The sequence below is a fragment of the uncultured Microscilla sp. genome (assembly GCF_947493425.1).
Classification (GTDB): domain Bacteria; phylum Bacteroidota; class Bacteroidia; order Cytophagales; family Microscillaceae; genus Microscilla.
The window spans coordinates 24,139-31,602 of the sequence record NZ_CANLRP010000101.1 but is presented as its reverse complement, the minus strand read 5'-3'; the positions used below and the strand labels follow the sequence as shown (position 1 = coordinate 31,602).

Annotated in this window: 4 protein-coding genes; all 4 read left to right on the top strand. The window is 38.8% G+C overall.

The window, feature by feature from the left end:
- Positions 1-1,300: 1,300 nt before the first annotated feature.
- Complete coding sequence (locus tag Q0954_RS21855; RefSeq protein ID WP_299460396.1) at positions 1,301-2,491, top strand: AI-2E family transporter; 1,191 nt, start codon at positions 1,301-1,303, stop codon at positions 2,489-2,491.
- Positions 2,492-2,532: 41 nt separating this feature from the next.
- Positions 2,533-3,879 carry a hypothetical protein gene (locus tag Q0954_RS21850; RefSeq protein ID WP_299460393.1) on the top strand — a complete coding sequence of 449 codons (1,347 nt, stop codon included), beginning with the start codon at positions 2,533-2,535 and terminating at the stop codon, positions 3,877-3,879.
- Positions 3,880-4,341: 462 nt separating this feature from the next.
- Positions 4,342-6,030 carry a PAS domain-containing protein gene (locus tag Q0954_RS21845; protein ID WP_299460390.1) on the top strand — a complete coding sequence of 563 codons (1,689 nt, stop codon included), beginning with the start codon at positions 4,342-4,344 and terminating at the stop codon, positions 6,028-6,030.
- A gap of 99 nt (positions 6,031-6,129) precedes the next feature.
- On the top strand, positions 6,130-7,431 hold the full coding sequence (locus Q0954_RS21840) for a SpoIIE family protein phosphatase (protein WP_299460387.1): 1,302 nt from the start codon (positions 6,130-6,132) through the stop codon (positions 7,429-7,431).
- Positions 7,432-7,464: the final 33 nt, after the last annotated feature.

Genomic DNA, 7,464 nt, shown 5'->3' with positions numbered 1-7,464 from the left:
CTACGCTTTTTATTTTTTCGAAGGTTCAATAATTTTATTGCATTGTCTGGTATCAGAGATACAACCGGTTAAAGGAGATGGTTGTAAAAGGATGGTGCATATTAAAACTTAAAAGGATGTACTGGTTAAGGGTTTGGGCGATAACTGAGTTATCAGGATTCGCTTATAACAATGCCGATGACAGCAAAAAATGACAAGTGCCTATATTTTTTTTCAAAAAAAAATAAAATTATTTCTCGCAGAGGTAAATAAACTTATCAAAACCTGGGTTACCAATCACAGTTCTCTCAATTAAGAGGCATAAAATCAATAAGTTATATTAATGTTAGCATAACTTGCTATTTTTCTAAGCTACAGTTTTTGGTGCCTGATATTTATTTATAACTTTATTAAAAATTATTGATTTAGGAACGTGATCGCCCCGTAAACGGGATTTCGGGCGTAGCCCTCAACAATAACCCCGATAAGAAATCGGGACTTTGAAGCTGTCCGGTTTAGAACATATTAACTTCGCAGAGCTTGAACTTCGTGCTGCGGTTCTCTTTCCTGACTTTCGTTACCCCGGCAGTTCCGCCGGGACTACGAGCTTTTATTGTCCGTGGTACCGTCCCACGGTCTGGCTCAACATCCCCCGGATGTTGCCTTGCCCGCAAAAAGTGCCTTAGTCAGCCTTGAGTTTATGCCCTAAATCTCGACACTTATTTTGAACATGTTCCTTAGGAATGGTGTAAAAATAAATTTCTATAGTTTAATAAAATATTTTGTTGCTAGACGAGGCAAAAAATCGGCTAATAGCAGCGCTATTTGGCTATTTTTTAACAAAGTATAGCCTCAAAAGATGAGGTTAAGAATGTAAATTTATTTTGGTACCATTCCTTAGGAATGGACAAAAAATAAACTTTCGTTCTGGCGATGTTCTTTTATCCTGATAATTCGTTACTTTTTTCGTCGTAGCTATGACTACGACTGCAAAAAGTGCCTCTTCTCAGAAAAAAATAACTCATGCCAAATCAGTAACTTATTGTTCAACCATTCCTTAACAATAGAAACTCATCTTGGCTTTTAATAATGCGCTGCAAATCATTTAAAAAATAGAGATGAGCTCCAGGTTTTATAATACATGCTCTGACTATTTTTTTAAAAACACCCACATCGACTCAAAGGTTATGTCTTTATACAACAGACCATAACCTCATAAAATTGGTGGTGGGGACACGAATCAGGGCAAAAAATAGTATAGGTAAGAATAGTTTGATTGTATCCTGTAATTAAGAAAATTAATTTGTAACTCACTTTATACATGTTTTTACTACACAGAGCCACTCTTAATTTATTGTTTATAGTGCTTGTTGCAATCGTAATAGGGTGGGTATTTTCTGACATTGTTATTTACCTGCTCATATCACTGATCATATCTTCTATTCTGCGCCCCATTACCGACTATATAACAAGTGTAGAGGTTTTTCGCCTGAAAATACCTCGAAGCATTGCCATTGTGTTTTCTTTTGCTTTACTTATTACACTATCCAGTTTGTTCTTACTACTTTTTGCGCCTATCATTTCTGATCAGATTAACCTGCTTAGCAACCTTGACTACCAGAGTTTGCTCGACCAGGTACAAAAACCTATTGCGTCGGTTGAGTCGTTTTTAATCAAGAACTTTCAGGTAAATAAAAAACAAGGCTTTTTGCTGCAAGACATTACCCAAAACCTGCTCAATTTTGTTGAGGGTATCAATGTAGGAGCCATTCTAAACTATGTATTGGGGTTTGCTGGCACTTTGTTTCTTTATATATTAGCAGTAAGTTTTATTACGTTCTTTTTTCTTTACGAAAAGGGGTTGATCCGCCACACCTTATTGGCGGCCATTCCTAACCATTATTTCGAGGTGGTGGTGACTACTATATATAAAATAGAGCGACGACTTACCAGCTATTTGGTGGGGTTGCTTATCCAAATTATTGTCATTTTTACCATTATATCGGTAGGTCTTACCATTGCAGGGGTAGCAGGGCGCTATGCTTTATTAATTGCGGCAGCAGCAGCTTTATTTAATCTCATTCCCTACTTTGGTCCTACCCTAGGCTTTATTTTTGCCTTGTTTGTTATTATTTCTACCACTACACTTAACTCAGTATTCGAGGTAACCTCTAATGAGTACGCCTGGATTACCTTAAAAACATTTACGGTGTTTGCCAGTGCTCAACTCACTGACAACATTTTTCTGCAGCCTTTTATATTTTCTAAGAGTGTAAAAGCACACCCGTTAGAAATATTCATTGCTATTTTTGCTGGAGCAGCATTGTCAGGCGGTTTAGGCATGATCGCTGCTATTCCGGTATATACCATTCTTCGGGTATCGTTTATTGAGCTAAGGTTGGGGTACACCCAATACTATATTTTCAAGGCAGATGCGGCTGGGTACCAGTTGAAACTAGAGCGTAAAAGCGAACGAATCAAGCATCAGTTTGAACAAAAGGATAACAAATAAATAAATGGTGGTAAAATAACAACTCATAAGGACAAGGCAATATGCAACAACAATCTCCTATCCATCAATTAATTGACCTTTTTCAGGAAGCTTTTGTGCGCCTGCACTTAGACATTCCTCCTAAAATTTGTGAAAAGTATGCCGTATTTGTTTATAGCTGTATGGACAATGGCAAACGTAAATTTCATACTACTGAACACGTACTGAATGTATGCCGTGATATGGCACCCTTACAAATCCTGGCAGGGTTGTTTCACGACGTGGTGTATTATCAGGTAGATCAATGTTTTTTACCCCAGTTCGAGAATTTGGTGCTACAGGTAGTTGCCGTAAACAAGCAAGGAGTACACCTTAAGAATGACTTACCCGAAGACTATTTAATTCACTTATGTCTGGATTTGTTCAATTTTGCTCCAGGGCAATTGTTAAAGCCAGATGCAGGGTTGAACGAGTTTTTGAGCGCTTGGATAGCGGTTAATTTCCTAAAAGATTTCCTAAAAGCTAAAGACCTTATGACTATAGTGGCTTGTATAGAAGCCACCATTCCCTTCAGGCCTAAAGATAATCAGGGAATGAATTGTTTTGACCACCTGGAATTACGCATTCAGCACTGTTTCCCCAAGTATCAACTTTCACTGGTCTTGTCTGACATAGAACAAATGGTTCGCCTGGCAGCCGGGCTTGCCAACCGCGATGTAGAAAACTTTGCCGATAAAGATATAGGTAGGTTTTTAGACAACACCTGGGCTTTGCTGCCCGAAACCAACGACATGCTATGGAGACCAGGAGTGTACTACAACCAAGACTATAGGGTGGCCTTAAGTAAAATGGAGGGTTTTTTGTCTTGTCTTGACCCTCAAAACATATTTCACCATTACAAAGGAGCTCCTGATGAGCAATATTTAGTACTCTTAAAACAACGGGCACACCATAATTTACAAACTTCGGAAGAGTATCTTCAGGTAAAAATTTTGGCTATTGCCATTGTAGAAGCCTTGGCTAAAGTAACTGGAGGAGATGCTCCTATTTCATTATTTTTGGGTGATGGGATCATCGATGGGGTAGAAAAAGCTGAAGATTACCTTCCCCCTATTGAGTTATCTGACCACTTAGCGTACAACGATACCATCTACCGTTTGTTAGAGTATGGCAGAACCAGCGATACCAGCTTCGATATCAAAGACTCTCCAATTGGGGCTTTTACTTATAAGCTGCTGGGTGATAAAGAAACTAAAAAGTCAATGGAGATTGCCCGGCAAATGTTCTTGGGTAGCATTGCCCCCGAAACTTTTCTGAGGTTGGTAAACCGCGACTTGGTCAGCCACATCGCCCAGGCTTGCGCCATATTGGTTACTACCCGCAAAAAAGAATTGGTGCGTTGGTTATAAGTAGCAGTAAGTAATATATTTAATGCTGCCTCGGTACTTAGCTCAATTTAATTTAACACTATTTTTGAAATAGTTTGCTTAGATTTAATTCATTGTATGACTTTTTGGTTAAAAGCAATATAAGCCTTATTTTTTTAGCAAAACACTATAAAACATACATCTTTAAATCTACTATGGCTCATACCAAGCAGTTATTTTCCAACAATTGCTCTTCTTACAAAAGAAATAAAACAAAAATTATAATGCTGTAAGCCAGACAAATAGCTATAAAAACCATTGTTTCAAGCAAAATGTTCAATAAGTTTTAAAACAATCTAATCGGCTTGTAAGTTGTACATGACAAATAATAACACTCTGTTGAACTTTTTGGAACAAAATTTGAACATTTATAGCATATTTTTTATCCCATTTTTATGTACTTTTAATTGTTAATCGTTCACGGCAATTCACTAATCCACAAGCATGATGCAGGCAAATAATGAAAACCCTGAAAATAATACAAACAGTAAAGTAACTGTTACCAAAGATATTCAGGAACGTCTTTGGCTAGACTCAAATTTAACCAAATTTGATGACGTTTTGAGAGAAAACTATGACAAATCGATAGAAGATTTCTCTGAGGCCATCATCGGTTACTTATGTACCCTGACAGAAGCCATGAGAGGCGCATTTTTTGTTAGAAACACCAAAAAAAATTGCCTAGAGTTTAGAGGTGGGTACGCCTGTACCGAAAAATCAATGGGTAAAGCTTCGTTTGATATAGGCGAGAGTGTAGTCGGACAAGTAGCGAAATCACACCGTAGTTCCTTTCTAAAAGACATTCCACTTCAAAATGTGTACTTAAACTCTTCAGCGGGGCAACTAAGTGCACGCAGTATGGCTGTAATACCTTTGATTTTTAATGAAGATGTGTACGGAGTATTAGAATTTGTGTATTTGCATAATCTCGACGAAAAATACTTAGACCTGCTCAACCGACTTGGCAGAAGCGCCGCAGCAATGCTCCAAAGCATTCAAAATAACATCAAAACTAAAAAACTACTTCACGAGTCCCTTCTTCAGGCGGAGCGCTTAAGGGCTGCCGAAGAAGAAATGCGCCAAAATAACGAAGAGTTAGTAGCTACTCAGGAAGAGATGCAGCGTAAAAGCAAAGAACTCGAATACTTGCTTCAGGAGTCAAAGGCAAAAGGTAAAGAGATGCATGAAGTAAAAGAGAAGCTAGAAAAAGAACAGGAAAATTTCAACCGAATGACTTCCGCTGTACCTGGTATGATATTTCAGTATAAAGTGTTTCCTGACGGCACCCACCAACTTCCTTATACCAGCAGTGGTATTGCCGATATTTTTGGCGCAAGCCTTCACGATTTTGAAGATATTGAGGTATTCAAAAGCCTTATCCACCCTGATAATTTGCTGTCTTTTGAAGAAAGCATAGCCGAAGCGGTAGAAACATTTAGCTTATGGCAATGGGAAGGCAGAGTTAACCTGCAAAATGGCGGAGTAAAATGGGTGGCAGGGTCAGCACGTCCCGAAGCATTGGATGACAAATCGGTTTTGTTCAGTGGTATTTTTACTGACATTACCACTATGAAAGAAAAAGAAGCTTTTATACAAACAATTAATGAACGCTTCGAACTAATCAATAAAGGGTCTGCCCAAGGAATATGGGATATGGACATTCCTGAAAACGAAACATTGAATCAAGAAACGCCTGTGTGGTGGTCGGGTCAATGCTCTACCTTGTTGGGCTACCAAGAATCAACACTTGCCGAAAGACTGGGTAGTTTATATGACCGGGTACATCCTACTTCGAGAGGATTATTCTTTGAGCACTTCCATCATCACTTACGCAAGTACAAGTCTGTTAAACCTTTTGAGAAAGCATTCCGTTTTCGTACCAATAATAATCGCTATCGTTGGTTTTTGTTAAGAGGAACTATTCAACGTAGTCCTACTGGCAAACCACTACGCATGGCGGGTGCTCTGGTAGATATTACACGATACAAAACTCTGGAGAAAAAACTAGACAAATATAAACTAAGAGAGCAGAAAATGCTCACCAAAATAGGCGAGCAAGAAAAACGAAACAACACAGTAAAGACCCTGGAAACAGTCAATGCAGAACTGGTTGGGCATAGCGGAAAAAAATAAAAAGACCTGCTTGAAAATAAACGGAGGTCTTTTTTCACTATTCCTATACCTAATTTATATACTAACCCATTAGTTGATCACCCAAAACTATTACCTACCTTGCTTGAAAATAAAGAATTTTATGATTTAGCCATTGCCAAATTTGTAGATGTAATGCAGTGGCACCAAGACATCGCTTTGGATTCCTGGGCAGAAAACCTACTCGAGAACCTGATTCCACTCGTTGAGGGCGTAAGGGCTAGTTTGTATGTTGCTAGCCCTGAAGAGAAAGAACTCACTTTTTTAACTGGCTTTGCATTAGACAATTCCGACAAGATAAAAGAAACCTTGGACTATGGCGAAGACCTGATAGGGCAAGCGGCCAAAAAACGTGAATCCATTACTGTAGCTCCCCAAATAGACGAAGGAGTAACGTTAGACACTACTACTTCACAAATACCCATCCGGCAAATATTGGTTCAACCCATTGTTTCTAACAACCAATTGAGTGGGGTGATGGAGGTACTGTTTTTTAAAGACCCTGAACCTGAATACCTGGAGTTTTTAAGACAACTCAATCCTCATATTGGCTCTAACCTTAACTTGCATATCCAGGAAGAAAAGCTCAAGAGCCGTAATAATGAGCTAGACGAAAAAAATAAGCAAATTACTAGCAGTATAAAGTACGCTAAAAACATTCAGGATGCTATTTTACCTGTAGTTGGCTATTTTGAAAAAGCTTTTAGGGATCATTTTATTTTATTTTTACCCAAAGATATTGTAAGTGGCGACTTTTACTGGGTGTCGCAGGTAGAAAACAACACTTTTTTGGCAGTAGTTGACTGTACTGGACATGGGGTAGCAGGGGCATTTATGAGTATGATTGGCAACACTTTGCTCAATCAAATTATCAACGAAAAGCATATATTAGAACCTGAGCAGATTTTGGATGCCCTGAACCATAACATAAGGCTGGCGCTTAAACAAGATACAAGCAACAACAAAGATGGAATGGACTTGGGTATTTGCCGCATTGCACCACCAGACAAAAACGGGAAGATAGAAGTAGTGTATGCAGGCGCCAAGCGTCCTCTTTATGCAGTCCATCAAGAAGAACTGGTTGAACTGCCAGGCGACCGCTACTCTATTGGAGGATGGTTTGGCGTGGATCTTCCTGAGTTTACAAACAAAACCATTACCCTTGAGGTAGGAGACGTTATCTATATTACTACTGACGGATACAGTGATGCTGCCAACGAAAGGCGCAAAAAATTTGGCAGAAAAAGACTCAAAAAATTACTTTTTGCCCACAATGAAAAGTCGATGCAACATCAAAAACGCTTTTTGCACCAGGCACTGAACGATCACCAATTAAATACTGAACAACGAGACGATATAACCGTAGTGGGCATTAGGCTTTAAAAATTAGTTCAATATTCAATAGGGGCTGTATGT

Bases quoted from the DNA above. Each gene is read 5' to 3' on its own strand.
- Q0954_RS21850 (WP_299460393.1), top strand. From the start codon at position 2,533: ATGCAACAACAATCTCCTATCCATCAATTAATTGACCTTTTTCAGGAA.
- Q0954_RS21845 (WP_299460390.1), top strand. From the start codon at position 4,342: ATGATGCAGGCAAATAATGAAAACCCTGAAAATAATACAAACAGTAAA.
- Q0954_RS21855 (WP_299460396.1), top strand. From the start codon at position 1,301: ATGTTTTTACTACACAGAGCCACTCTTAATTTATTGTTTATAGTGCTT.